Raw genomic sequence first — 24,040 nt, forward strand, 5'->3', positions numbered from 1 at the left:
TGAGTTAAACAACATTTATCTTAAAGCTCTCAAAATCTGAAATTTAACCCAAGGGACAGACTAAATTTAAGAGGAGCTTCAGTATATATGCTTTCAGGCATTCCACTGTGAGTAAAGTGATAACTCAGACCAGGCTCTAGATATAGTCCTATGTTTGAGTATATGTTATAACGAATACCTAGAGATCCTCTTACAGACCAAATATAGTAATTCGGATCGTTTGGGTGATTGAACGTTCTGAGTGTATTCTTATCAACGATAAATTTGCTACTACTTGTTACAGATAGTGTCCTCTCAATAGCACCTCCTAGCGATCCATATAAATCAAGGTTGCGACTCTTCCAGAAATTGTATTTTAGGGCAATTGGCAATCCAATTAGGTGCTGTTGACGCCTAATCTCTTGAAAGTTATCCATAGTCCCCTGCTTTGTCTTACTTGATAAATATGTGTAAGTAAGTCCAGCTTCTATCGCAAGTTTATTGCTGATCATATAGGATCCAGTTATCCCAATCGTTATAGGCAAGTCATGAAATGTCTCTTTTTTTATCTCCTTATTTTGATTAAAGAAGTCCACCTCTCTCTTCGCTGTATAAGATTCTTTACTCCCGACGTCATTAGGACTAGAGGAAGCCATTTGAATGTAATCTCTGCCATATCCAGATTGACTATCATGGTGTTTCGATGCGTTCTGAGCAAAAATGTTGAGTGAAAGGTGAGATACATTATCATTTACCTTTAACCTTCTTATTGGTGAGGCTGCTGTAGGCTCTTTTGGGTTAGGAGTGATATTGTTGTTATTAGCATTCTTAGAGAGCTCATTCTTACTATCTGATGCCAACTCATTTGATGAGTCTTGATACTGATTGATGCTGTCAGTGACGATGACACTTATTATATTCGTTGAGTCTGCTACGGATAGACTCTCACTCTCGTCAAGGTTAAGATTATTATTAGTCACCACTTTCTGAGGTGTCTTTTGCATAGCTCGTATGTGATCCTTATCGATGCTTTCTGAAGGCGTTACTATCTTCCATTGTGAAAGAGTGTCTAGTAACGCTATCTCACGATCATCTGTACTAAGGATTATCTCAGATTGTTTAGAAAATCTTTGTGTGATAAGTAGTGCAATAATAGTAATAGCAGCAGCTGTCAAAAGAGCTTTACTCCATATCGGAAATAGGGGACGAGGGGTACTAATCTTCTCTGTATCGAGTCGCTCCTCTATCGCCTCCCAAAGATCCTTTGGAGGTTCTTCTTCATAAAGCTTTAGCTTTTCGCGTAAGTTATCTATCCACTCTTTTTTCATAATTTACCTTGATGATGACTTATTCATCATGATGCTTTTTTCGATATTCATTAATCCAAGAAGCCAATAGTTTTTTTGCCCTAAAGTATTGAGACGCAGAGGTGTTTTCCTTTATATTCAATGTCTCTGCTATTTCTCTATGACTTTTGCCCTCTATAGCATATAGGTTGAAAACTATTCGATATCCGTCTGGTAGCTCGCTGATAAATTTGTGGATCACCTCAATAGGGATCTCCTCAATCTCCACATCCTCCCTTTCGTCTGCTAGTTCGAAATTTGGATCAAGTAAACTGATGTTACTCGTCTTTCTTATGAAAGAAATCGATTCATTTATGACGATTCGGGTAGCCCATGCCCTGAATGACCCTTCCCCTTGGTATGTAAAGCGGCTTATTTCTTTGAAAATCTTGATGAAACTATCTTGGAGAATGTCTTTTGCATCTTCTCTATTTCTGATATAGCGGGTACAAACACCCATTAGATAACCGATATGTAAGTCATAGATAGACTTCATAGCTTTGTTATCTCCAGCTTTGATCTTACTGATGATTCGCTGTTCGTTTGTCACGTTATTATCAATTATAATAGATGTTTTATGCCCCAAAGTTACATAACTTTGGGACATAAGCACATACTACAGTGGGAGAGATTGATTATTTTTCTTTGGTTTTATAATCAATTAATGTGTGTTTCTCGCCATAAAATGACCTCCAAACTAACTTTATCTTAACAGTCTCACCTTTAGTGTCAGGAAGAGACTTTAGATTAAATGCTACATATGCGTCAGCTGGACGACCATAAATATCACCGAAAGCATTATGTCTCAGTTCCAACTCATACGGTTCATCAGGATTTTTACCTGATACTAGATTGAGCATATGTCGTTTAGTACTTTGGCTCCAAACAGTTCTAATCTTAAGATTCAGGTAGCCGTCTTCAATGGCTTTCTTTGGGTCGTTTAGGATCTCTAACTGATCATTCCCATATTTTTTTTCATCGGCTATAACGTATGGGATGGTCTGTTTGGTTAAGATACTATCGATCCAATTCACCTTGACGGCCTTGGTATAACCTTCATGTTTTTCCTGAACCTCTTCAAAGTTCAGTAACGCTCTTACTTCTTTTCCTTCGAATGGATGTTTCTTAATATTGACAGGCAATAAGGTCGTTTGATCATCTAGTTGTAAGAAAATCGTGTTGTCAGGACTTGTCTTTACAGTTACAATCCCATTTGGATAATATTTGTTGTCAGGTTCATGCCCATTATTCTTAAGGCATGATTGAGTAAAAATAGCAGTTAAAAGTACTGCTAGCGAGTAAAAAATTTTTCTTGTTTTCATAATCGTTTTTGTTTAATGATTGAACTCTACTTAGTAAACGCGAGACTACGATAAATCTTGCATCCTTTTCTCAAAAATATTTGAACTCACCCATAAAAAGCTTCGCCTCTCCCCAAAAATTTAGTTCTATGTGATAGAGATATGTTTCCAATAGGAACGATGATTATTTTATGCAAAGTTTTATTTGGTCGTTTTTATTGAGAATAATACAAAAAAGGGATATATTTGAAAAAATAACTTAAATAAAAAGATAATATGATGAAACAATTTAATGACTTTACTAATCTCTATCCAGTGAGTAAGACACTGCGCTTTGAATTAAAACCAATTGGAAAAACTTTAGATAATATCAAGAATGTCGATATTATCAAAAAAGACAACCATCGTGCCGATAGCTACCAAAAGGTGAAGAAAATTATCGATGAATATCATAAAGTATTTATTGACACAGCACTGAATCGTTTTGGACGCGCTGAAATAAGGCAAGATATGACTGAGCTACTAAGGTCGTACTATAATCTATATTTGAATGGCAATAAGACTAAGGAAGAAGATAAGAAGTTTGAAAAAATCCAAACAGATCTTCGTGAACTAATCGTTAGTGTCTTAACTGGAGCTAAAGGAAAACATAAAGATAAAGACCAAAATGGTCGATATAAAAATCTTTTCAAAGAAGAATTGATAAGAGATATACTACCCCCTTTTGTCAGCAGTGAGGAGGACCGAAAGCTCTTATCCGAGTTTAAAGGTTTCACTACTTATTTTGTAGGGTTTCATGAAAACAGGAAAAATATATATTCGGATCAAGCTCATTCTACCGCTATTAGTTATAGGCTTATTCACGAAAATCTCCCAAAGTTTATAGATAATCTATTGATTTTCGAAAAAATAAAAGATCCACTTTCACACGAACTTTCAGACCTCTATACAACCTTTACAGATGGAGGTTACATTAATGTACCACGGCTTAATGATATTTTCACATTAGAGCATTATACCCATGTGCTATCTCAGAAAGGAATTGAATCCTATAATGCTGTTATCGGAAAAGTTGTAGGAGAAGACGGAACAGAATACAAAGGACTAAATGAGCGCATAAACCTATATAATCAAAGGCAAAATAGGAATAGAAGATCGACTACCATTATTTAAGCCGCTCTACAAGCAAATACTAAGTGATAGGGAACAACTCTCTTGGCTACCAGAGACTTATGCTGATGATGATGAGTTGCTCGAGTCCATCAAGACTTTTTGTGAATACCTTGATTCTGACGTACTCGATCGTACCCGTGTATTTATGAGATCTATCTCAGATTATGACTTATCTAAGATTTATATAAGAAATGATGCACAGCTAACAGATATATCTAAGTGGATTTTTGGAGATTGGAACCTAATCAATAAAGCTAGAGAGCTGGCTTACGATCTTACCACGACTGCTAAGAAAGGTACTGCTAGGTATGAGGACAACCGTAAGAAAGCACTGAATGCAGAAAAGAGTGTTACAATCGCCACCCTCAATGAGTGCATTAAACTATTACCAGAGGAATATTGTGAAAAACAAATTGATAAATACTTCTCAGAATTGAGAAAAGTTGATCATAATGAGGGAGATGCCTTAGATCTGATAGAGGTAATTAAGCTATCCAACACTAATACAAAACAACTATTGACCACCCCATATCCTGAAGATTACAACCTAATACAAGATAAAGCGAACGTTGCCCTCATTAAGAGTTTATTAGATTCTGTTAGTAACCTACAGAGATTCCTAAAGCCATTAATAGGTTATGGCGATGAGTCCGATAAAGATCAGAAGTTTTATGGTGAACTAAATTATATATGGGAAGCACTTAATCAGATTATTCCGCTATATAATATGGTGCGTAATTATCTTACTCGAAAGCCATATTCTACAGAGAAGATTAAGCTCAACTTCGGTAATTCTCAGTTACTAAATGGGTGGGACAGAAATAAGGAAAGAGATAATACCAGCATTATATTACGCAAAGATGGTAATTACTATCTAGCTATTATGGACAAAAAGCATAATAAGAGTTTTGATGCTAATCCATTGCCTAACGATGGGGACTGTTATGAGAAAATGGACTATAAACTCTTGCCTGGTCCTAATAAGATGCTCCCCAAAGTATTTTTGTCTAAGAAAGGAATAGAAACATTCAAGCCTAGTAAAGAACTACTAGAAAAATACGCATTAGGCACTCATAAGAAAGGAGAAAACTTCAATATTCAGTATACACACAAACTAATTGATTTTTTTAAAGAATCAATCAATGCTCATGTGGATTGGCGTCACTTCGACTTTGACTTTTCAGAGACATCCACCTACAGTGACATCTCAGGCTTTTATCGAGAGGTCGAACATCAAGGATATAAGGTGACCTTCCGTAATGTATCTGTAGCTTATGTTGATTCTTTGGTCAATGATGGTAAGTTATACCTGTTTCAGATATACAATAAAGACTTCTCTCCATATAGCAAAGGGACGCCTAACCTTCATACCCTCTATTGGAAGATGCTCTTTGACGAACGTAATTTGGCCGATGTAGTCTATAAGCTTAATGGGCAAGCCGAAGTCTTTTTCCGTAAAAGGAGCCTCCGTTATGAGCAACCTACACATCCGGCACATCAGCCCATCAAAAAGAAAAATGCCATTAATAAGGGAGAAGAGAGTCTCTTTGAATATGACCTAATTAAGGACAGACGATATACGCTTGATAAGTTTCAATTTCATGTTCCTATAACGATGAACTTCAAGAGTGTTCAAGGAGATCGAGTCAACCAACTTGTACAAGATTATATTAGGTCCAATAAGGACATCCATGTTATTGGTATTGATAGAGGGGAGAGACATCTATTATATATCTCTGTGATAGATGGAAGGGGTAATATCGTAGAGCAATTCTCATTAAATGAGATTATTAATCATCATAATGGAAATGAGTACAAAACGGATTATCACGGCCTACTAGAGACACGAAATGCACAGCGTCAGAAGGAACGCCAAAACTGGCAGACTATTGAAGGTATAAAGGATCTTAAGCAAGGATACCTGAGTCAAGTCGTCCACAAAGTATCTCAGCTAATGATAAAGTATAATGCTATCGTGGCACTAGAAGACTTAAATATGGGTTTCAAGAGAGGTCGCCAAAAGGTGGAAAGCTCCGTTTACCAACAATTCGAAAAGCAACTAATAGACAAATTAAACTATCTAGTGGATAAGAAGCTGGATCCACATAAAGAGGGCGGATTACTAAAAGCTTACCAGCTTACCAGTCCATTCAAAAGCATTAGAGAGATGGGTAAGCAGAATGGTTTTCTCTTTTATATCCCAGCATGGAATACGAGTAAGATAGACCCCGTGACAGGTTTTGTCAATCTCTTCAATACCCGATATGAGAGTGTAGATAATTCAAAAGCCTTTTTCGAAAAATTTGATTCGATTAATTATCATCAAGGTCATGATTGGTTTGAGTTCAAGTTTGACTATAATAAATTTAATCGCAGGGCAGAAGGAACTCAAACGAAATGGGTCTTATGTACCCATGGCGATCGGATTATGGCATTTAGAAATTCACAAAAGAATAGCCAATGGGATTACAAAGACATCTGTCTTACTAATGAATTTAAAGCACTCTTTGAAGAGTACCAAATAGACTATCATGCTAAAGATAGCATACAAGACGATATCATTAAGGTAAATGATAAAGACTTTTTTGTGAGGCTACTTATTCTATTCAGACTGTTAGTGCAGATGCGTAATAGTAGGAAAGAGACAGATGAGGACTACCTAATTTCTCCTATCGCTGACGCAAACGGAAACTTCTATGACAGCCGAGACTGTGGTCAAAATCTGCCCAAAAACGCTGACGCTAATGGGGCATACAATATTGCACTCAAAGGATTATGGGCCTTACAGACGATTCGTGATACCGAAGAGGAGAAGAAACCAAAGCTAGGAATCTCTAATAAGGAGTGGTTGAATTTTATTCAGAAAAAGCCTTTTCAGAACAGGTAATGAATGATTATATTCTCATCTCAACCCTAAATGACTTTATCTTTTGTCCGTACTCTATATACCTACATAACGTATATATGAGTACGGATGAAGACCTTTACCATGCTGTGCCACAAGTAAGAGGTACGGTAGCACACAAAGCCACTGACAGTAAGTCATCTTCAACTCAAAAAGATGTAATACTAGCCTTACCAGTTTTTTCAGAACGCTTTCATTTAATGGGAAAGATAGATGTATATAAACGAAAAGAGAAAAAGCTAGTAGAGCGTAAATACCAACTTAAGGGAATTTTTCAAGGGCAGATCTATCAATTATGGGCACAATTCTTCTGTATGAGAGAGATGGGATATATCGTAGAATCTTTTGCATTTTACGAGATTTCGACCAATAGGATGATACCTATATCTCTACCATCTTCTGAGAAGGAGTGCCAATTTGAGAAGTTTGTTTCTGACTTTTTGAATTATGATCCATCTAGTCCCATTAAAATAAATCCTAATAAGTGTAGTCACTGTATCTATTGTAACTTATGCGATAAGACTGATTTAGAAAATGTTTACTCATAAAGACATTGAATATAGAACCATTTTTGTCATTAATTGTATTCAAAAGCGGCATCTCCGCTTGCTTAATGGCGAGTTACTCTTAGAAGAGGAAGTTGATGATGAGGGAAGGGTTAAGACACTAACAAAGTTACCTTTCCAAAAGATTTTCGCCCTTTTTGTGGTGGGACATATTACCATCACCTCTGCTCTTATCGAAAAGTGTCAGAAGTATGGTGTGGCATTAGTTGTGATGAAACCCAATCTACGACCTATCTTCTTTTGGAGCAACCCAGCGGAAGCCAATTATCTTCTTCGTCAGCGTCAGCACCTAATGGCCAAAGAAGATTTATCCATCGCAAAGATTATCGTAAATAATAAGATAAGAAATCAGATTAAGTCTCTAAAAAATACCCGAAAGAAAGACGATATAACTTTATCAGCGATAGAAAAGTGTATAAGCTACCTGCCTATGGTGAATCAGTGCATTAATTACTCAGAATTGATGGGCATAGAGGGAATTGTAGCAAAGCAGTTCTTTGCAGCGTTTTACCAAATGCACCATTGGGAAGGGCGGCGACCACGTGCTAAGTGTGACGTCATTAATGCTACATTAGATATTGGTTATACCATATTATTCAATTATATTGAGTGTTTCCTTAGATTATTTGGTTTTGATCTATATGTGGGTGTCTATCATCGGTTATGGTTCAAACGCAAATCCTTAGTATGTGATATAATGGAGCCATTTAGATGCGTAATTGATAAGACCGTTAGAAAAGGTCTTAATCGGAACCAAATAAGTGAAAAAGACTTTAATGTTAGGAAAGGAGAGTACTATCTCAAACGTGAAAAAAATAAAGAATACCAGCAGCTTTTCTATGATGCACTCATCCCTTATAAAGGAGACGTTTTTGATTATGTACAATCCTATTATAGATGTTTTATGCAGAAAAAATCAGTATCCGAATACCCTCAATTTCTAATTTGATATGCTTATAATCAGTTATGATATCAGTAATGATAAGCTCCGAAATCGATTTTCAAAGATGCTAACCAAAAATGGAGCTATACGCTTACAGTATTCTGTATATGAAGTCAATAACACCAATAGACTTCTTGAAAATCTCATCATAAAAATTGAGGAGCAGTTTGCCAAAAAGTTTGACGGTGGTGATAGTGTCATTATCTTTGATGTATCTTCTGTAAAGTTGAGAAAGTATGGTAATGCTATTCATCGGGATGAAGATATTGTATATTTTTAATCTGCAAACCGTTGTCGATATTTTTTGTTGGTAAAATTATAATGTTCTGAATATTAAGGGTATAAAGGACACTCTCAACAAAAATAAAATAGGAGGGGGAGAAATGAGTTCTTAGACATACATGCCTAAAACATTGGTATTTAGTTAATTATATGCTATATTTGTGGTGTTACTGTTTATAAGCAGTATATAATTTCTACTATTGTAGATATTTCATTACCCCAATGTTGAAAATACGTAGGTTTATAAGCAGTATATAATTTCTACTATTGTAGATCCACTATCGGTGGTGGCCTCACAGTGGACGTTTATAAGCAGTATATAATTTCTACTATTGTAGATAGAATCTTTTATTAACTGAAACGTCTAAATGTTTATAAGCAGTATATAATTTCTACTATTGTAGATTCACAAGCACTCTCTGGAACACACTAAACGTTTATAAGCAGTATATAATTTCTACTATTGTAGATAGAACTTGATGAACGGGTGGAGATACGCAGTTTATAAGCAGTATATAATTTCTACTATTGTAGATCAACGGCCGTATGGTCATACGCACCAGCAAGTTTATAAGCAGTATATAATTTCTACTATTGTAGATCAACCTCGTACTTCACACCCTCCACACGGTTTATAAGCAGTATATAATTTCTACTATTGTAGATTGAGTAGCTCCATCAGCGACTCGAACTCTGTTTATAAGCAGTATATAATTTCTACTATTGTAGATCCACCGGGTAACTAGCATTGCTCACAATTGGCGTTTATAAGCAGTATATAATTTCTACTATTGTAGATAATAGCTTTGTCAAAAGTAGCACGAGGGTGTTTATAAGCAGTATATAATTTCTACTATTGTAGATGGGATTGTCTCCTCTTAAGACACAGTGCTACTGTTTATAAGCAGTATATAATTTCTACTTTTGTAATAGTACTCAGTAAAAAAGAAATTGGAAGGGTTAAGTAATTACATTAATCTGATTACATTCAATGTATTCATGTCGATTTTTAGGCTATTTGTAATGAGCTCACAAAATATAAAGAAATGCAATCTAAGTCTAAAAAGACACACTTATATAGCTGCAAAAATCTTCCTATAGGAAAGCTTTCTTCTTGATATATAGAAAAAATGAGGGTGTGTCAAAACTAATTTTTTTGACGCACCCTATTATTTTGCGACAAAAGCCCCAACTTTCACAAGCTGGGGCTTTTCTATATCATAAAGATTTTGTATCTTTATGTATATCAATAAATTAACTATGACAAAGATACAATTTCGTCCATACATACACAATAGGTCAATGCTTTTTCCTCAAAGGCTTGACGAGGATATTTGTGCTAATGATCCAGTGAGAGTGGTCAATGCCATTATCGATGCTATTGAGATTGAGAATATTAAGGGCTTGTACAGTAAGATAGGTCGCCACCCCTACCACCCCAAGATGATGCTCAAGGTGATTATCTACGCCTACATGAATAACATCTACTCGTGCAGGAAGATTGAGCAAGCCCTCAAAAGAGATGTCCACTTCATCTGGCTTGCAGGGTATGAAAAACCAGATTTTATCACCATCAATAGGTTTCGTAATCGTGTAAAAGGAGAGATCAATAAGGTCTTCTCACAGATGGTATTGTTACTTGCAGAGAGAGGTTTTATCAGTCTTGATGTGGAGTATATCGATGGCACTAAGATAGAATCCAAAGCCAATAAATACACCTTTGTGTGGCGGAAGAGCGTGGAACGAAATCGAGCCAAACTTCAGGAAAAGCTAAAGGCATTGCTCTCTCAAATCGATGATTGTATTGCTCAAGAGAATAGCGAGGGTAGCGAAGAAGTAGAGATTACAGCGGAACAACTTTCAGAGCTGGTGACCACCTTCAAAGCAGAACTAGAGAGAACCCCGGAACCAGTCAACAAGGAGGAGAAAAAGAAAATAAGAGAGAGGAAGAAGCAGATCAAGCAACTAGAAGAGCATAAGGCTAAACTTATGGAGTATGACGAGAAGCTGGAAAAACTCGAGGATCGCAACTCCTACTCCAAGACCGACCCCTCTGCCACCTTTATGCGTATGAAGGAGGATGCCATGAGAAATGGTCAAACCAAGCCAGGTTACAATTTACAAATAGCTACGAATCAGCAATTTATTACCAACTTTGGACTCTTCTACAATCCTACTGACACCCTCACATTTATCCCTTTTCTTCAATTCCACCAAGACCGTTATGGTGATTTGCCCTCTACTGTTGTAGCCGACTCTGGCTATGGCTCGGAAGAGAACTATCGTTTTATGGAAGAGTCTGGTACAACACCCTTTGTCAAATACAATCGCTTCCATATTGAGCATCGTCCTCGCTATAAGCCCGACCCATTTCAGCCCTCATCGCTATACTACAGCAAAGAAGGAGATTACTATGTCTGCCCGATGGGACAAAGGATGAGGCGTATCGGGACAAAGAGAGGCAAGACAGCAAGCGGATACACTACTGAGAGTGCGAGATATAAGGCTGCGAGGTGCAAAGGATGTCCACTCAGAGGACTATGTTTTAAGGCAAAAGGCAATCGAATCATAGAGGTCAATCACAGACTCAATGAGTACAAAAAGAAAGCAAACCAACTCCTTACCTCCGAAGAAGGACTAAGACATCGAGGACGACGATGTGTAGAGCCAGAATCAGTATTCGGTCAAATGAAATACAATATGAGCTACAAACGCTTTCGACACTTCGGTCAAGACAAGGTCACTATGGACTTTGCCTTCTTTGCCATAGCATTCAATGTCAAGAAACTATGCTCTATGATGGCGAAAAACCCAAAAAACATGGATAATACACCTCATTCTTGCCCAAATCATCCATTTTTAGTCACTAACAACCTACTTTTAGAGGAAAACCAAATTCTAAAACATCTCGTAGCTGCTTAGGACACACCCTATCAAAAAAATTGAGGATGCATCAAAACTAGGTTTTGACACACCCTCTTCTCTTTTATATAACTAAAAATAGACTGGTCTTTAGCTAAGATAATCAGTGTTATTTGAAACGTATTGACATATTCTATTAATCGCTTTATTTCAGACAGTTATCTACTTAATATTCTCTTTTGGAGCTGAGTTTTAGATTTTGGCTTGAAATTAGTTACGAATTACAACGTCTACTTTCCAACGTATTTTTAGGTGATGCTCAACCTGATAATTATGTTATGAGTAGATGAAGAGCCACATTGAATACCTTTTCGGAAAATATCTAATGGTTATCGTGAGCAATTACTGGGGTTATTATCTCTCTTTTCAATTAAATTAGCTAATAGTTCTCGCATAATCCAGAGGTGCCTGTGATTATATTGTAATATTATTTTCAAATAAAATTAGATTATTAATTAATGACATCAATCTGAAAATATGAAGTGATAAAAAACATAAAAAAGAAGATTGTGACAAAGAAAATGGTTACATTTAGGCTGTTGATGAGTTCTTGCATATCATAAGATTAATACCCCTACAAGATTCTATTTTTAGAGTCTTATTAAATATGATACTTGTATCGATAGATTAACCATTCATGATATGGATATTACTATTGGGAGTAGGGGATTATAAACATCATTACTGTAAGTAAAAGAGGGTAGAAAGAACGAACTGTCAATGTTTTTTTAATTATAAATTTAGGAGGAATTACTATGAAAGGTTTTGCAATGTTAGGAGTCGGTGATACTGGATGGATCGAAAAGGATAAGCCTAAGTGTGGTCCACTAGATGCCTTGGTGCGTCCATTAGCCATATCACCTTGTACATCAGATATTCACACAGTATGGGAGGGAGCTATAGGTGAGCGAGAAGATATGATCCTCGGACATGAAGCATGTGGTGTCGTAGAGGAAGTAGGGTCTCATGTTAAGGATTTTAAGGTCGGCGATAGGGTCATGGTAGCTGCTATTACCCCTGATTGGAGCTCTCTCGAAGCCCAAGCTGGTTACCCAATGCACTCTGGCGGTATGTTGGCTGGATGGAAATTTTCAAACTTCAAGGACGGTGTCTTTGCTGAACTCTTTCATGTGAATGATGCTGATGGTAACTTAGCTCACTTACCAGAGAGTGTTTCTATCGAAGAAGCTTGTATGATGTCTGACATGGTCCCAACAGGATTTCATGGTGTAGAGCTTGCAGATATTCAGTTTGGCGATACAGTCTTAGTCGTAGGTATAGGTCCTGTGGGGCTTATGTCTGTTGCTGCAGCTAATATGCGTGGAGCGTCTAGGATTATCTGTGTCGGGACTAGGCAGATCTGTAGAGATGTAGCCAAGCTATATGGAGCAACAGACTTTATCGGTTATAAGGGGGCCTCTATTGATGAGCAGGTCTTGAGTATGACTAATGGAAAAGGGGTGGATAAGGCCATCATTGCTGGAGGTGGTGTCGAAACCTTTGAACCTGTAATTAAGTGTCTGAAACCAGGTGGAAAGATTGGTAATGTGAATTACTTAGGTAGTGGTGAGTACGTCAATATTCCTCGTGTAGAGTGGGGAGTAGGAATGGGGCACAAACAGATCGTCGGTGGCTTGATGCCTGGTGGACGGTTGAGACTGGAAAAGCTAGCTTCTCTACTTGAGTATGGTAAGCTTGATGTAAAACCTCTAATCACTCATAGATTTCATGGCTTTGACAAGATCGAAGAGGCTCTTATGCTCATGAAGGATAAGCCTAAAGACTTGATCAAGCCAGTAGTGACATTATGATCATCTAGCCATGGTATTGGATAGATGACTCTATAATAAGTTGGTAATAATAATATTAATAACAATTGATATATAATAATGAATAATATAAAAAAAGAAGAGAGAAGGGAATTATTTCTCTCTGAATGTACTACTATCTTAGTCGGAAGAAAGATGACTGCAGACGGATCAATGATGGTCGCTCGCTCGGAAGACTGGGATGCACTGGAAGCAAAAAACTTAGAAATCTATGAAGATACCACTGAGGGTAATGAAGAGTTTGTCGCGAAGGATAGCCCCTTCCGCTGCGAATTACCTAAGGAGGCCCTTGGATATACTGCCTTAGCACCATATGCGTTGCCTAACCATTGGGGGAGTGCGGGGTTCAATACAGCTGGTGTAGGAATGAGTGCTACGGAGAGTATCTTTAGTAGTGAAAAAGCATTGGAGGCTGATCCTCTAGTGGAAGATGGTGTGGCAGAAAACTCAGTATTTAATATCGTCCTCCCCTATGTCAAATCTGCCAAAGAAGGCGTTAAGAGGCTAGGGTCCTTGATTGAAAAATATGGAGTGGCAGAGGGCTTTGGTATCGGTTTTGTTGATAATGATGAGATTTGGTACTTAGAAACAGCTTCTGGACACCGTTGGCTAGCCTGTCGCCTTCCAGAGAATGTCTATTTCGTAACGGGTAATCAGAGTCGTTTCCGTGAATATGACCCTAAGGATAAAAAGAATTATATGGCTTCAAAGGATCTATTAGAGTTTGCGGAAAAGCACAATCTATATAATCCTAAGAAAGAGAAGTTTGACTTTCATGAGGCATACATTCGTGATGAGAAGTTGGATACAACATACAACTACCCACGTGTATGGGGACTACAAGCGATGTTTAGCCCCAAGATCAAAAATGATGTGACTAAGAATACATTCCCTGTGTATGCCAAAGCTGAACAGCCTATTAGTCTCTCAGACATGAGGAAGGCTTTCCGCTTCCATTACAATGGAACGGATCATGACCCTTACATGAATAGCAACCCTAAGGAGGAGTATCGTCCAGTATCAATATTCCGTACGACTCAGACTCATATCCTTCAGGTTCGCCCTGATCTGCCTAAAGCTATTGGCGAGGTAAATTATGTCGCTATGGGTATGGCTGCACTTGGTGTCTTTATTCCGTTCTATCAAGGGATGAGTGAATATGTCGAAGCATATACTAAGGGAACCGATAAGTCTAGTGCTGACTCCGCTTACTGGAAGTTCCGTAAGGTACAGGTCTTGGGAATGGTGAACTACAATAAGTATGCTCCAGTCATTCAGAAGGTGTATAAGGACTTTGAGGAAGAGACTGATCAACGTCAGAGAGAAATGGAGGAGGAGTATCTCAGAATCTATAAGACTCAGCCACTTCGTGCTAAAGATTTAGTCCAGGAATTTTCAGAGAAAGTGATGCAAGCAGCTCTAGATGTGACTGATGAACTTATCGAAGACCTATTTACTCGCTTAACCATTGACATTCAGGATGAGTATCGCTTCGCTGGTGCATGATAGTATCCTATTCTATCCGTATTGATTCTTAAGTCATAGACGAATAGAAGGAGTGAAGAATGAATGAGGCCCTTGCATTGGTAGATTAATAACGTACTGGTGCTTAAAAGATATATTATAAGCTTTTTTGACGGCCAAGAAGCAATCCCCCATTACTTTATACAGAGTGATGGGGGATTGACTTTTTTGATACCTTAAAATTTGATTATTTGGAAGGTATAGGTACACTCTTTTATGAGTACCTATAGAATAATTACAGGAAATGGATACAATCTTTTGAAAGTACACATGAACGTATAGTTAGGAGGAATAGTCTCAAATGGGAGTGGGGCATCAATGTAATACGTCCTGTCAGCTCTGTGATAGAGGGATAGTCCGGCGACTCCTAGTTATATATTTCGTACCTTTGTATTATACCCTAGTGACATTTTCAAAGTTAATAATTAATTATGAGCAAGGATTCATTGGTATTAGACAGAAACGAAGTCAAAAATCTTATCAAAGCGAAGAAAATAGTTGAGCTTCGAAATCACCTCGAAGCAATGTACGATGCTGACATTGCTGAGCTGATGGATGATTTGAACGATCAGGTATTAGCACTGCTTATTTTCAGAATGCTTCCTAAGGTAAAAGCGGTAGAGGTATTCTCCTTCCTGAGTGTAGAATCCCAACGAGAGATCATCAATGCCATAGGCGAAAATGAACTTCCTGACCTTGTTGATAATATTTTCTTCGATGATGTTATAGACATGATAGAGGAGATGCCTGCTGAGTTTGTTAATAAAGTCTTGATTAATATCCCTCCAGAAAAAAGGAACTTAGTCAATCAATTTCTGAACTATCCTCAAGACTCTGCTGGCACCTTGATGACCATTGAGTATGTACGACTCAATGAAAAAATGACTGTAAAAGATGCTCTTGATCACATAAGGGAAACGGGTCTAAAAAAGGAAACGGTATACACCTGTTACGTAACCACCATTCATGAACGATTGATGGGCATCATCTCGCTTCGTGAGTTGGTAACAGAGGATCCAAGTAAGATGATTACGGAGATAATGGATAGGGATATCATCGTCGTAAATACTCATGATGACCAAGAGTTGGTGGCTGAAAAATTTAAGCACTATGACTTACTTGCCATCCCTGTAGTGGATAGTCAGGAACGACTAACGGGTATCATTACTGTAGATGATATTTTGGATGTGATGGAGCTGGAAGCGACTGAGGACTTCCATATAATGGCAGCGATGACTCCTTCGGAAGACGAATACCTTAATGCCAATGTATTTAAGTTGGCAAAGAATAGGATTATCTGGCTCTTAGTGCTTTTAATTTCGGCTACCTTCACAGGATCTATCATGAAGAATTTCTCTGACACGCTAGAGTCCCTCATACTTCTTGGGATGTTTATTCCGATGCTCATGGATACTGGTGGTAACGCTGGTAGCCAAAGTTCTACTTTGATTATTCGTGGTCTAGCAACTGGTGATATCAAGCTTACGGATACAATTCGCGTCCTTCGTAAAGAATTTTCAATTAGTATTATCTGTGGATTTGTATTGTCTCTCATTAACCTGTTGCGAATTCTTATATTTGAGCCACAAGTGCCTGTGTCTATTGCTCTAACGGTATCCATAACCCTGATATGCACAGTTATCATGGCTAAGATGATAGGAGGGTTGCTCCCAATACTTGCAAAAAAACTGAAGTTAGACCCAGCTATCATGGCGGGGCCGCTTATTACTACGATAGTGGATGCAATGAGCTTAATTATCTACTTTAATATAGCACAGGCTATTTTAAAAATCTAAACAGAGTAAGAAAGATCTAAGCATACTGAATACGGGGAAGGACTACCTGGAGATTATTTTTTCTTATCCAAGTGAATAAACATAACTTGAATGTAATCATTAGGTCTTAGCGATGGAAAATAAAAGCATTCTTAAGATTTATGACAGACTTTTGGTAGGACAGAATGCCATTACATCCTAAGCTATATAATTTCGATACCGAAGATTCAAAACATAAAAGCGAATAATAGTGATATTTTATGTAGTTTTGTAAACGTAAAAAATTTGTTTGCTCATTATTAGTAATTATGAAAAATAAGTTAGGCAATAAAGAGAAATCCATCTGGATCGGTATCACAACCGTAGCTACACTTTTGATGTTTTATTTTGGCTTTAATTTCTTAAAAGGAATTAAGATTTTTGATAAAGCTGAGATGTATTATGTGACGTTTAAGGATCTGCAAGGAATAGATCTCTCGTCAAAGGTTACTCTTAATGGCTACAAAGTGGGTAATGTCAGGACTATTGACTTTGATTATACTGGAATGGATGGGGCTGTCCTAACGGTTGCCCTTGATAAGAGTTTGGAGCTGCCTAAAGGCGTTAAGGCTTCAATTACCGCAAATCCGCTTGGGGGGGCTGTAATAGTACTGAAGCTACCAAAGGACGTTCAGGAGGGGATTGTTAATCCACATGATACCATTACAGGTATTCCATCAGAAGATTTGATGGGTAAGCTGAATAATCAGCTGTTGCCTAACCTTAATAAGGCAACTCTCTCATTAGACACCCTGATATATAATCTTAATCTATTTGCTACTGATCCAGCGATCAAAGAAACGGTGGTGGCTGTTAAGCAATCTGCTAATGCTATTCAAACTTCGACACAGAAGATTGATAAGATGATTGCTCAGGAAATACCAACTATCCTTGATAATATTGATGCCAGCACTAAGTCAATTGCCGAAATGACAGGTAAGCTCAATGAATCAGACTTAGAACTAGTGGTTGCGGATCTCTCTACTACAGTTAAGGACCTTAAGGGATTTATTTCAAAGCTTAATAGCGATCAGGGTAGCATAGGACAATTGATTAATGATCCACAGCTTTATAACAGATTGATAAAGACGACTGAATCTGCGGATAGTTTGTTGCTGGATATTCAATCTAACCCTAAGAAGTATGTTCACTTCTCTATATTCTAACTTTTAACGGAGATATAACTATGAGTTACCAAAGCTCTCAAGACCTATACCAACAAAGAGGAGTTTCGGCTGATAAGGAAGATGTACACGCAGCCATCAAGAAAATAGATAAAGGACTTTATCCTCAAGCATTTTGTAAGATATTGCCCGATATGTTGGGTAATGATCCTGATTACTGTAGCTTGATGCATGCTGATGGTGCTGGGACTAAGAGTTCTCTAGCATACACTTATTGGCGTGAGACGGGTGACTTATCTGTCTGGAAGGGGATTGCTCAGGATGCTATAGTGATGAATCTCGACGATCTCATATGTGTAGGTGCTGTCGATAATATCCTTATATCTAGCACTATCGGCCGTAATAAGCGACTAATACCAGGTGAGGTTATTAGTGCTATCATTAACGGAACAGAGGAGATTCTAGAGCAATTGAGAGAACTTGGGGTAGGGATCTACTCAACAGGTGGTGAGACTGCAGATGTTGGTGACTTGGTGCGTACAATAATTGTCGATAGTACCGTTACCTGCAGGATGAAACGGACTGATGTAGTTAATAATGCTAATATCCAAGCGGGGGATGTCATCGTGGGGCTCGCCTCATATGGACAAGCCTCCTACGAGAGTAGCTATAATGGGGGAATGGGGAGCAATGGTTTGACTTCCGCACGTCATGACCTTTTTGATCATGAATTAGCAAGTAAGTACCCAGAATCCTTTGATAACGCATTGCCTGATGAGGTTGTGTACGTTGGGAAGAAGAGACTCACAGAACCAGTAGAAGGACTAGGTGTTGATTACGGTCATTTAGTTTTATCACCTACTCGTACTTATGCACCTATCATTGCTAAGGCACTGAAACAGATGCGTGGCTCTATCCATGGGATGATTCATTGCACTGGAGGTGCTCAGACGAAGGTACTACATTTTGTAGAAGGTAAGCGGGTCATCAAAGATGATTGGCACCCTATACCACCGCTTTTTCAAACCATCATTGAGAATGGTAAGACACCAGCAAGAGAACTATACAAAGTCTTTAATATGGGACATCGTATGGAGCTGTATGTACCAGAGGCAGCAGCGGCTGACGTCATCGCACTATCTGAGAGCTTTAACGTGCCAGCGAAAGTTATAGGTCGTGTAGAGGCTGCAGAACAAAATGAACTGATCTTGGATACCCCACTAGGAAGATTTGAGTATTAATGTCCGACACTTTTGATATCCTTGCTCGTACCTCTGGGCTGAAAGAACGCTTTCAGGAGGTACAGCTTATGATTACAGATCCTGAGGTTATTAATGACCAAAAAAGATTCAGAAAACTCAGTAAGGAGTATTCTGAATTGGAGAAAGTTGTGGCCAAAAGTGAAGAATATGCTAGACTTAAGCATCAGTTGGACGAGGTCGTATCGATGGCCGACACAGAGCGTGATCCAGAGATGCGTAAGATGATCTATGACGAGATAGAAGAACTGCGTGAGCAGGTGCCTGGACTTGAAAATGAGATTAAACTACTACTAATCCCAGCGGATCCTGAAGATGATAAAAATGCTATTATCGAGATTCGTGGCGGAACAGGTGGCGATGAAGCAGCCTTATTTGCAGGAGATCTATATAAAATGTATAGTAGATACTGTGAAAGTCAAGGATGGAAGACATCCATTACGTCATTCAATGAGGGGACGATGGGGGGATTCAAAGAGATTGTTTTCTCTGTAGAGGGGGACGGAGTATATGGTAAACTAAAGTATGAATCAGGTGTCCATCGTGTGCAGCGTGTCCCTCAAACTGAGACTCAAGGGCGTATTCATACTTCTGCTGCAACCGTAGCAGTCTTGCCTGAGGCAGATGAATTTGACGTAGAGGTTCGTGAGCAAGATATCAGAGTGGATACCTACAACTCTTCGGGTGCTGGTGGTCAGTCCGTGAATACGACCTATTCTGCGGTTAGACTGACACACATCCCGACTGGGATAGTGGTACAGAGTCAGGACGAAAGGTCTCAGATAAAAAATAAAGCACGAGCCATGACAGAATTGCGTACTCGTATCTATAATATGGAGTACCAGAAGTATATTGATGAGATTGCCTCGAAGCGAAAGACCCTCGTCAGTACGGGCGATCGCTCGGCTAAGATTCGTACCTATCACTTTCCTCAAGGCCGTGTGACTGATCATAGGATTGGTCTCACCCTACATCAGTTGGATGACGTCTTGAATGGAGATATACAGCCATTCATTGATGCTCTTACTGTAGCGGAGAATGCCGAGCGTATGAATACCGCTCAGCTGTAATCTTCATCGCTGAGAATTGGTATACAAAACGTATCGTCTCTTAACCCTTACTATATGCCGTATAGTGGTTTCAGACTTTTGAAGCTCGAGTATCTATTACAACTCGAGTAACTCTTCAGGGAAGTCGAGGGTTAGCCTTCGACTTTGTGAATTAATATCTACAACCCATTCGTCCACCATTGGTATCATTATAGAGCTACCATCAGGTGTCTCAATCGTAAGCAGTAAATTAGACGTACTATCATCTAAGTGTAGAATAGTACCAACCTTCTGAAGTGTAGGGTGGTACAAGTCATATCCGATTAGGTCACTAATAGATTCTGAATCATCTATCCCAGATAACTCATCTTCATGAATAAGGACCTTATACCCGACCAATTTTTCGGCTTTTGTCAGTGTGTCAATATCCTTGAAGGTCGTGATCAACTGTTCTTTACTTCCTCTCATCTCCTCAACTTCAAAAGGGATGGGAATTTCATCAATGACGATGAATAAAAACTGAGGATCTAACTGAAATAGAGATTCACCAAGAACGCTAATAATAACATTGCCTTGATGTCCATGAGTTCTCCTAATGACACCATACGGATGTAGGGCATTGAAGTCAATTGATGGGTAAGGATTCTGAATCATAAAAATTTAGATTCTGGATATGTCAGCACCTAGGGCGTTCAACCTTTGGTCTATGTACTGATAACCCCGGTCTATCTGATCAATATTGTGAATGCGGCTTCTTCCTTCGGCAGACATCGCAGCAATGAGCAGTGCAATGCCAGCACGAATATCAGGAGAAACCATAGTATTACTTCTGAGAGGGAACTTTCGATCAAGCCCAATCACTGTAGCTCTGTGAGGGTCGCATAAAATAATTTGTGCTCCCATATCAATGAGCTTATCCACAAAGAAGAGCCGACTCTCAAACATCTTTTGATGAATTAGGACGCTGCCACGTGCTTGAGTAGCTGTCACCAAAATAACACTGAGTAGGTCTGGCGTTAAGCCTGGCCATGGAGCATCTGAGATAGTGAGGATAGAACCATCCATAAAGTTCTCAATCTCATAGTGGTCCTGAGCAGGGATATATAGATCATCCCCACGCTCCTCTACCTTAATACCAAGTCGTCTAAAAGCTGTAGGGATAATTCCTAATTCATGGATATTGGTATCCTTAATAGAGATTTCTGACTGTGTCATGGCAGCCATACCGATGAAGCTACCGACTTCAATCATATCCGGTAATAGTCGATGAGTAGTTCCGCCTAACTTTTCTACCCCGTGGATTGTAAGTAGGTTACTTCCAATACCTTCAATTTTGGCCCCCATACGTACCAACATCTTACATAGTTGTTGGATATAGGGCTCACAAGCTGCATGATATATGGTAGTGGTACCTTCTGCAAGAACAGCAGCCATAATAATATTAGCCGTTCCTGTGACAGATGCTTCCTCGAGTAGCATATATGTACCTTTGAGACGCCTATCACTCTCTATAGTGAAGAGCTGAGTTTGCTCATCGTACTTCATATCTGCACCGAGGTTAATAAAGCCGATAAAGTGGGTGTCCAACCTTCTACGACCTATCTTATCTCCTCCAGGCTTGCTAATGGTCGCTTTTCCAAATCTAGAGAGTAGGGGGCCGATAACTAGGACTGACCCTCGTAGCTTACCACTATGAATAAGAAAATCCTGGGAATAAGCAAAGTCAAGATTGACATCATCAGCCTTAAAGCTATAGGTATCCTCACTTAACCTCTTCACTTTAACGCCTAGGTCTATAAGTAATTGGATCAAATTATTGACATCCAATATATCCGGAATGTTACTAACGATGACTTCTTGATCCGTTAGAAGGACTGCAGAGATAATCTGCAAGGCCTCATTCTTAGCTCCTTGTGGGATTATATCCCCCTTTAGCCTATGTCCACCCTCAACTACAAATGCTCCCATAGATATTCTTTATTATTTTTTTGTCCTTCGCCTCACGTTAATCTTCCTCGACTTATTATTCGAGTTATGGTTATTGTGATTGTTTGGTCCGTTTGAGGAAAACCCAAACATCTCCTTCTCATCGGGTAGATTACAGGTCATCTCATCAAGGTAGATCTCTCCCTTTGATAGCTCAAAAAGGTCAGCAAAAATTTTAGAGTTAGCTACACTCTCATTATTCCACTGCATGTAATTCCTTTTCATCTGAAGTGCTGTCAACTTAGCCAGCTGATCCCTTTTTTCTTCATCGGTTTCGGCTAAAGTAGCAGCTATCATTCGCTCAATGGTATGACCGTAATGGCGATAGCTAGGCTTTTTTTGATGGTCATTATCCAAATGCCGCTCTAGCTTCTCCTCATATTCTTCTCGGGTCGTTACCTGGACTGGGAAGTCTATATCTAGCTTAAAGTCAGACATGATATGAAGGTGATCCCAAAGCACTTGCCAATAATCCTCACGTTCCTTTTGTTTATTGGAAAAAAAGCTCATGGTCTGGATGATGACTTCAGCACATTTCTGCCGCTCTGCTCTATCTTCGATTGTAAGGCAGTAATCCACCATGTTCTGAACATGTCTCCCATATTCTGGAAGTATTAAGGGCTTCACCTTGGTATTATAACTATATTTCATCTTTTATCTATTCTTACTTTATTTCATTGAGTCTTCTCTTAATATCAATCGAGGCTTTCTCAAACCCCGGTTTATCCAAAAGAGCAAACATATTTTTCTTATAGGCTTCTACACCAGGTTGATCAAAAGGATTCACATCATTAAGGTATCCTGCTATGGCTACTCCCTTTTCAAAAAAGTAGAAGAGCTGCCCAATATAATATTCATTCAGTAGAGGCATTGATATATGCATGTTAGGAACATTGCCATCTAAATGAGCTAATAAGGTCCCTTTTTCAGCCATTTTATTGACAAAGTCTACTCGCTTTCCAGCAATAAAGTTAAGACCATCAAGATTTAGTTCGTCTTGGGGAATTATGACCTCATGCTTTGGCTCGTCTATGCTAATGACGGTCTCGAATATAATTCGCTCACCATCCTGTATCCATTGTCCCATTGAGTGCAGGTCAGTTGTAAAGTTTACACCCGTAGGGAATATTCCTTTGCTATCCTTACCCTCACTTTCTCCATACAACTGCTTCCACCATTCTGTGATATAGTGCATTTTAGGATGATAGTTAGCTAAGATTTCTATTTTCTTACCTTCACTGTATAGAGCTAATCGAGCAGCAGCATACTTTTCAGCACTATTGGCTTCGCTGTCACCATCGTATGTGAGCTCCTGCTCCATTTCTTTCGCTCCTTGCACCAATGCCTTGATGTCAAATCCAGCCACGGCAATGGGTAATAGACCCACTGGAGTAAGAACACTAAAACGACCACCAACGTCATCAGGAATAACATAGGTCTTGTAACCTTGCTTATCAGCCAAAGTACGAAGAGCTCCCTTACTAGCATCCGTAATAGCAACGATATGCTTTTGGGCAAAATCATCGCCCTCTTGTTGCTCAAGCATATTTCGTAACAAGCGGAATGCTATAGCTGGCTCAGTAGTTGTACCACTCTTAGAGATATTGATGAGTCCAAATTTGCGTCCCTTGAGTAACTGCATCAATTCGTATAGATAGTCTTCAGAGATATGATTCCCAGCATATAAGACCCGAGCGTCTCCCTCTAATGGCTTATGGTCAGAAAAGGTGTCCTTTAGGGCCTCTATCACTGCCTTCGTCCCTAGGTAAGATCCTCCGATGCCTATAGCGACTACAAAATCGCAATCCTTACGCAATAGATCTGCTGTAGCTTGAATATCCTCTAAGAATGTATCTGTGATAGATGATGGTAGATTAACCCATCCTAAGAAGTCATTACCTTTGCCCTCCTTAGAGTGAACCAAATGGTTGCACTTCTTGGCTTCTAATAAGAGTTGTTCATATTGCTTTCTAACCTTATCCTCTCTAAGAGCATTATCTACGTTAATTGATATCTTCTTCATTGATTTTATTTTTGA

The 24,040-nt window shown here is 38.8% G+C and carries 19 protein-coding genes and 1 CRISPR repeat array; of the genes, 12 read left to right on the forward strand and 7 right to left on the reverse strand.

The window, feature by feature from the left end; all coding sequences use genetic code 11:
- Positions 1-29 precede the first annotated feature (29 nt).
- The 3 genes from QYZ87_00140 to QYZ87_00150 are packed head-to-tail and all read right to left on the reverse strand — an operon-like array spanning position 30 to position 2,647.
- Positions 30-1,307, reverse strand: coding sequence for an outer membrane beta-barrel protein (locus tag QYZ87_00140; GenBank protein ID MDN4752947.1), 1,278 nt, complete (start codon positions 1,305-1,307; stop codon positions 30-32).
- A 19-nt stretch (positions 1,308-1,326) separates the two neighbouring features.
- Entirely contained in the window at positions 1,327-1,932 is a 606-nt protein-coding gene (locus QYZ87_00145; GenBank protein MDN4752948.1) for an RNA polymerase sigma factor, read from the reverse strand.
- 28 nt (positions 1,933-1,960) lie between these two features.
- The gene (locus QYZ87_00150; protein ID MDN4752949.1) at positions 1,961-2,647 is read right to left on the reverse strand and encodes a NigD-like protein; all 687 of its coding nucleotides are present in this window, start codon (positions 2,645-2,647) and stop codon (positions 1,961-1,963) included.
- 255 nt (positions 2,648-2,902) lie between these two features.
- Between QYZ87_00150 and QYZ87_00155 the strand changes: the two genes are divergently transcribed.
- The 12 genes from QYZ87_00155 (at position 2,903) to prfA (ending at position 20,037) form a co-directional block, all read left to right on the forward strand.
- Entirely contained in the window at positions 2,903-3,799 is an 897-nt protein-coding gene (locus QYZ87_00155; GenBank protein ID MDN4752950.1) for a hypothetical protein, read from the forward strand.
- Between the two features lie 16 nt (positions 3,800-3,815).
- Positions 3,816-6,686, forward strand: coding sequence for a type V CRISPR-associated protein Cas12a/Cpf1 (gene cas12a, locus QYZ87_00160; protein ID MDN4752951.1), 2,871 nt, complete (start codon positions 3,816-3,818; stop codon positions 6,684-6,686).
- Positions 6,686-7,252 carry a type V CRISPR-associated protein Cas4 gene (gene cas4, locus QYZ87_00165; protein MDN4752952.1) on the forward strand — a complete coding sequence of 189 codons (567 nt, stop codon included), beginning with the start codon at positions 6,686-6,688 and terminating at the stop codon, positions 7,250-7,252. The genes cas12a and cas4 overlap by 1 nt, the downstream gene beginning before the upstream one ends.
- Positions 7,239-8,219: a type V CRISPR-associated endonuclease Cas1 gene (cas1, locus tag QYZ87_00170; GenBank protein ID MDN4752953.1), complete on the forward strand. Its 981-nt coding sequence runs from the start codon at positions 7,239-7,241 to the stop codon at positions 8,217-8,219. Before cas4 ends, cas1 begins: the two co-directional genes overlap by 14 nt.
- A 1-nt stretch (position 8,220) precedes the next feature.
- The gene (gene cas2 / locus QYZ87_00175; GenBank protein ID MDN4752954.1) at positions 8,221-8,493 is read left to right on the forward strand and encodes a CRISPR-associated endonuclease Cas2; all 273 of its coding nucleotides are present in this window, start codon (positions 8,221-8,223) and stop codon (positions 8,491-8,493) included.
- 174 nt (positions 8,494-8,667) lie between these two features.
- Positions 8,668-9,427: a CRISPR direct-repeat array (repeat unit 36 nt; unit sequence GTTTATAAGCAGTATATAATTTCTACTATTGTAGAT).
- A 328-nt stretch (positions 9,428-9,755) separates the two neighbouring features.
- Positions 9,756-11,417 (forward strand): IS1182 family transposase, encoded by a 1,662-nt coding sequence (locus tag QYZ87_00180; protein ID MDN4752955.1) that lies wholly within the window; start codon positions 9,756-9,758, stop codon positions 11,415-11,417.
- A 755-nt stretch (positions 11,418-12,172) separates the two neighbouring features.
- Complete coding sequence (locus tag QYZ87_00185) at positions 12,173-13,228, forward strand: NAD(P)-dependent alcohol dehydrogenase (GenBank protein ID MDN4752956.1); 1,056 nt, start codon at positions 12,173-12,175, stop codon at positions 13,226-13,228.
- A gap of 78 nt (positions 13,229-13,306) precedes the next feature.
- The gene (locus tag QYZ87_00190) at positions 13,307-14,752 is read left to right on the forward strand and encodes a C69 family dipeptidase (GenBank protein MDN4752957.1); all 1,446 of its coding nucleotides are present in this window, start codon (positions 13,307-13,309) and stop codon (positions 14,750-14,752) included.
- 449 nt (positions 14,753-15,201) lie between these two features.
- Positions 15,202-16,566, forward strand: a complete 1,365-nt coding sequence (gene mgtE, locus QYZ87_00195; protein MDN4752958.1) for a magnesium transporter — start codon at positions 15,202-15,204, stop codon at positions 16,564-16,566.
- Positions 16,567-16,853: 287 nt separating this feature from the next.
- Positions 16,854-17,750 (forward strand): MlaD family protein, encoded by an 897-nt coding sequence (locus tag QYZ87_00200; GenBank protein MDN4752959.1) that lies wholly within the window; start codon positions 16,854-16,856, stop codon positions 17,748-17,750.
- A 20-nt stretch (positions 17,751-17,770) separates the two neighbouring features.
- Complete coding sequence (locus QYZ87_00205; GenBank protein ID MDN4752960.1) at positions 17,771-18,949, forward strand: AIR synthase-related protein; 1,179 nt, start codon at positions 17,771-17,773, stop codon at positions 18,947-18,949.
- Positions 18,949-20,037: a peptide chain release factor 1 gene (gene prfA, locus QYZ87_00210; protein MDN4752961.1), complete on the forward strand. Its 1,089-nt coding sequence runs from the start codon at positions 18,949-18,951 to the stop codon at positions 20,035-20,037. Before QYZ87_00205 ends, prfA begins: the two co-directional genes overlap by 1 nt.
- 96 nt (positions 20,038-20,133) lie before the next feature.
- Here the strand turns inward: prfA and rimM are convergent, their stop codons facing one another.
- Genes rimM through QYZ87_00230 form a run of 4 tightly spaced genes read right to left on the reverse strand, consistent with a single transcriptional unit; the run spans position 20,134 to position 24,025 of the window.
- Positions 20,134-20,670, reverse strand: a complete 537-nt coding sequence (rimM, locus tag QYZ87_00215) for a ribosome maturation factor RimM (protein MDN4752962.1) — start codon at positions 20,668-20,670, stop codon at positions 20,134-20,136.
- 6 nt (positions 20,671-20,676) lie between these two features.
- Positions 20,677-21,984 carry a UDP-N-acetylglucosamine 1-carboxyvinyltransferase gene (gene murA / locus QYZ87_00220; GenBank protein MDN4752963.1) on the reverse strand — a complete coding sequence of 436 codons (1,308 nt, stop codon included), beginning with the start codon at positions 21,982-21,984 and terminating at the stop codon, positions 20,677-20,679.
- Between the two features lie 12 nt (positions 21,985-21,996).
- Positions 21,997-22,653 (reverse strand): DUF4290 domain-containing protein, encoded by a 657-nt coding sequence (locus QYZ87_00225; protein MDN4752964.1) that lies wholly within the window; start codon positions 22,651-22,653, stop codon positions 21,997-21,999.
- 13 nt (positions 22,654-22,666) lie between these two features.
- Positions 22,667-24,025: a glucose-6-phosphate isomerase gene (locus QYZ87_00230; GenBank protein ID MDN4752965.1), complete on the reverse strand. Its 1,359-nt coding sequence runs from the start codon at positions 24,023-24,025 to the stop codon at positions 22,667-22,669.
- Between the last annotated feature and the right edge of the window lie 15 nt (positions 24,026-24,040).

The organism is Porphyromonadaceae bacterium W3.11 (assembly GCA_030434245.1).
GTDB lineage: Bacteria > Bacteroidota > Bacteroidia > Bacteroidales > Porphyromonadaceae > Porphyromonas_A.

What these genes read in the sequence shown, in the direction of transcription:
- QYZ87_00140 (MDN4752947.1), bottom strand. Translation starts at nt 1,307, where the DNA reads ATGAAAAAAGAGTGGATAGATAACTTACGCGAAAAGCTAAAGCTTTAT.
- QYZ87_00145 (MDN4752948.1), bottom strand. Translation starts at nt 1,932, where the DNA reads ATGTCCCAAAGTTATGTAACTTTGGGGCATAAAACATCTATTATAATT.
- QYZ87_00150 (MDN4752949.1), bottom strand. Translation starts at nt 2,647, where the DNA reads ATGAAAACAAGAAAAATTTTTTACTCGCTAGCAGTACTTTTAACTGCT.
- QYZ87_00155 (MDN4752950.1), top strand. Translation starts at nt 2,903, where the DNA reads ATGATGAAACAATTTAATGACTTTACTAATCTCTATCCAGTGAGTAAG.
- cas4 (MDN4752952.1), top strand. Translation starts at nt 6,686, where the DNA reads ATGAATGATTATATTCTCATCTCAACCCTAAATGACTTTATCTTTTGT.
- cas1 (MDN4752953.1), top strand. Translation starts at nt 7,239, where the DNA reads ATGTTTACTCATAAAGACATTGAATATAGAACCATTTTTGTCATTAAT.
- cas2 (MDN4752954.1), top strand. Translation starts at nt 8,221, where the DNA reads ATGCTTATAATCAGTTATGATATCAGTAATGATAAGCTCCGAAATCGA.
- QYZ87_00180 (MDN4752955.1), top strand. Translation starts at nt 9,756, where the DNA reads ATGACAAAGATACAATTTCGTCCATACATACACAATAGGTCAATGCTT.
- QYZ87_00185 (MDN4752956.1), top strand. Translation starts at nt 12,173, where the DNA reads ATGAAAGGTTTTGCAATGTTAGGAGTCGGTGATACTGGATGGATCGAA.
- QYZ87_00190 (MDN4752957.1), top strand. Translation starts at nt 13,307, where the DNA reads ATGAATAATATAAAAAAAGAAGAGAGAAGGGAATTATTTCTCTCTGAA.
- mgtE (MDN4752958.1), top strand. Translation starts at nt 15,202, where the DNA reads ATGAGCAAGGATTCATTGGTATTAGACAGAAACGAAGTCAAAAATCTT.
- QYZ87_00200 (MDN4752959.1), top strand. Translation starts at nt 16,854, where the DNA reads ATGAAAAATAAGTTAGGCAATAAAGAGAAATCCATCTGGATCGGTATC.
- QYZ87_00205 (MDN4752960.1), top strand. Translation starts at nt 17,771, where the DNA reads ATGAGTTACCAAAGCTCTCAAGACCTATACCAACAAAGAGGAGTTTCG.
- prfA (MDN4752961.1), top strand. Translation starts at nt 18,949, where the DNA reads ATGTCCGACACTTTTGATATCCTTGCTCGTACCTCTGGGCTGAAAGAA.
- rimM (MDN4752962.1), bottom strand. Translation starts at nt 20,670, where the DNA reads ATGATTCAGAATCCTTACCCATCAATTGACTTCAATGCCCTACATCCG.
- murA (MDN4752963.1), bottom strand. Translation starts at nt 21,984, where the DNA reads ATGGGAGCATTTGTAGTTGAGGGTGGACATAGGCTAAAGGGGGATATA.
- QYZ87_00225 (MDN4752964.1), bottom strand. Translation starts at nt 22,653, where the DNA reads ATGAAATATAGTTATAATACCAAGGTGAAGCCCTTAATACTTCCAGAA.
- QYZ87_00230 (MDN4752965.1), bottom strand. Translation starts at nt 24,025, where the DNA reads ATGAAGAAGATATCAATTAACGTAGATAATGCTCTTAGAGAGGATAAG.